Raw genomic sequence first — 2,443 nt, forward strand, 5'->3', positions numbered from 1 at the left:
CCCTCGGGCTGTCTTGCCTGGGATCTGTCCGTCAGATCCGGGGGCCGGCGTCGACCCTGGCCCACCACGATGGCTTGATGAGAAGCATGTCCAACCAGTGCCGCTGAAACGACTCTGGTTGTGACCCGTTACAGGCCTGCCTCGTAGTGACTTCACTCCCGGGCCGACGTCGGCAACGACGCCATCCCGGTTGAAGTGAAGGAGACATCGCAATGCCCAGTGTGACAAACAACAGCGCCACGATCACCCCGGCGCCCACCCCGGTCACGGTCGCGCGCACCTACCGGTTCGTGGTCGGGGTCGATACCCATGCCGCAACCCACAGCTACGCCGTCCTCGACTCGGCCGGGGCGCTACTCGACGAGCAGACGTTCCCCACCACCACCACCACCGGCATCGGCCGGGCACGCGAGTGGATCGGCCGTCGCACCGGCGGCGACCTCGACGGCGTCCTGATCGCCGCAGAAGGCACCGGCTCCTACGGCGCCGTGCTCGCCGAGGCCCTCGCCGAGGTCGGCTACCGGGTCGTCGAGGCACCCACCCCGCGCCGCGATCGAGGTCGCGGGAAGACCGACGCCATGGACGCGGTCACTGCTGCCCGCAACACCCTGACCATGCGGCTCGACCGGCTCAGGGACCGCCGTGGCGGCCAGGACCAGGTAGTACTCCAGGTCCTCACCACAGCACGGGAGCAGCTCAACGCCGAGCGCCTACGCGCGCTCAACGCCCTCACGTCGCTGGCACGCTCCCACGACCTCGGTATCGACGCCCGCCGCGCTTTGACTGGCCCCCAGGTCCGCCAGATCGCCGCCTGGCGGCGACGCAACGAGCCGCTCGGTACCGCGACCGCACGCGCCGAGGCAGTGCGGCTGGCAGGACGCGTCGTCCAGCTCGACGACGAGTTGAAGAGCAACCGCGAACAGCTCACAGCCATAGTCGCCGACCGCACACCCCAGCTGCTCGGGATGCCCGGCGTCGGAGCCATCACCGCAGCCGTCGTGCTGTGCGTGTGGTCCCACCCCGGCCGCGTCCGCAGCGAAGACGCCATGGCTCAGATCGCCGGCACCTGCCCGATCCCAGCGTCCTCGGGCAACACCGTGCGCCACCGGCTCAACCGCGGCGGCGATCGACGACTGAACTGGGCGCTCAACACCATCGTCCTGACCCGAATGCGCGACGACGCCGAGACCCGCGACTACGTGACGCGACGCACCGCCGAAGGCAAGACCCGCCGCGAGATTCGACGCTGCCTCAAGCGCTACACCACCCGGCAGATCTACCGAATGCTCAATGCTGCGCATCCGCTCGAGGAGCCCGGTCGAGCCGCTTGACAGACATAGAAGCATCCCGGAGCCTATCGAGGCTCAGGCTATTGGATTCCGACCAGGGTTGGTCGGTCCGTGTCCGAGCGTAGAACGACTTCTCGAACTCTGCTGGCGCGACGTCGTCGAGGTAGCCGTGGAGGCGGTCGTGGTAAAGCCGTTCACGGTCTCGGCCAGTGCGTTAAGGCCCCTACGTCAAGCAGCTGGGCTGAGCACGGTCTCGTGGCGCACGGCGTCGGTGGTAAGTCCGCTCGATCCAGGTCACGATCGCGATCCGCAGCTCTTCGCGGGTGGCCCGGGAGCGCCGGTCGAGGACGTTCTTCTGCAGAAGCGCGAAGAAGCTCTCCGTGGCGGCGTTGTCGCCGGCTGCCCCGGCGCGGCCCATCGATCCGACCATGGCATGGCGGTTCAGCGCGTGCACGAATTTCCGGCTGCGGAACTGGGATCCTCGGTCGCTGTGGACCACGCAGCCGGCGACGTCGCCGCGTCGCGCGACCGCGTTGTTAAGTGCTGCGACGGCCAGGCGGGACTTCATTCGTGAGTCGATGGACTAGCCCACGATCCGGTTGGAGTAGACGTCCTTGATCGCGCAGAGGTGAGTTTGCCCTCGCCGGTGCGGTGCTCGGTGATGTCTGTCAGCCACAACTCGTTGGGAGCGTCGGCGTTGAACTCGTGGCGGATCACGCCGTGCTTGTCGACCACGGCGCAGAGGTCGTCGTGGACCGGCGGACCGGGATTCTTGGCGTTGCCGTGCTTGGGCTTGCCGAACGCGCTGAACCAGCCAAGCTCTGCGCAGATCCGCCAGGCGGTCCGTGCCGCCATCGGCTCCCCGGCCTCACCGGCCTCGTCGACCAGGAACCCGTAGCCGAACTCCGTGTCACCGCGGTGGGCGTCGAACAAGGCGTTGGCGCGGTAGGCCTTGACCAGGTCGGCGTCGGTGACCAGGCCCGCCAGCCAGCGGTAGTAGGGCTGGCGCGCGATCTTCAGTACCCGGCACGTCACCGTCACGGGCACCCGGATCGGGCCGTCCTTGGCGGCCAGCTCGCGGACGAGCGGGTACATCATTTTCCCGGCAGGTTCGCCTGCGACAGGTAGGCCGCGGCGCAGCGTAGGACCTCGTT

General features: G+C 68.2%; 1 protein-coding gene and 1 pseudogene. One reads left to right on the forward strand and one right to left on the reverse strand.

The window, feature by feature from the left end; translation table 11 throughout:
* Positions 1-212 precede the first annotated feature (212 nt).
* The gene (locus tag VOI19_RS18130; RefSeq protein WP_323794344.1) at positions 213-1,331 is read left to right on the forward strand and encodes an IS110 family transposase; all 1,119 of its coding nucleotides are present in this window, start codon (positions 213-215) and stop codon (positions 1,329-1,331) included.
* 211 nt (positions 1,332-1,542) lie between these two features.
* Here the strand turns inward: VOI19_RS18130 and VOI19_RS18135 are convergent.
* Positions 1,543-2,443, reverse strand: a pseudogene (locus VOI19_RS18135) (IS3 family transposase); the annotation flags it as partial.

The sequence above is a fragment of the Nocardioides sp. genome (genome assembly GCF_034670285.1).
Classification (GTDB): Bacteria; Actinomycetota; Actinomycetes; order Propionibacteriales; family Nocardioidaceae; genus Nocardioides.

Excerpts from the sequence above, each read along its gene's own strand:
- VOI19_RS18130 (WP_323794344.1), top strand. The coding sequence starts at position 213 with ATGCCCAGTGTGACAAACAACAGCGCCACGATCACCCCGGCGCCCACC.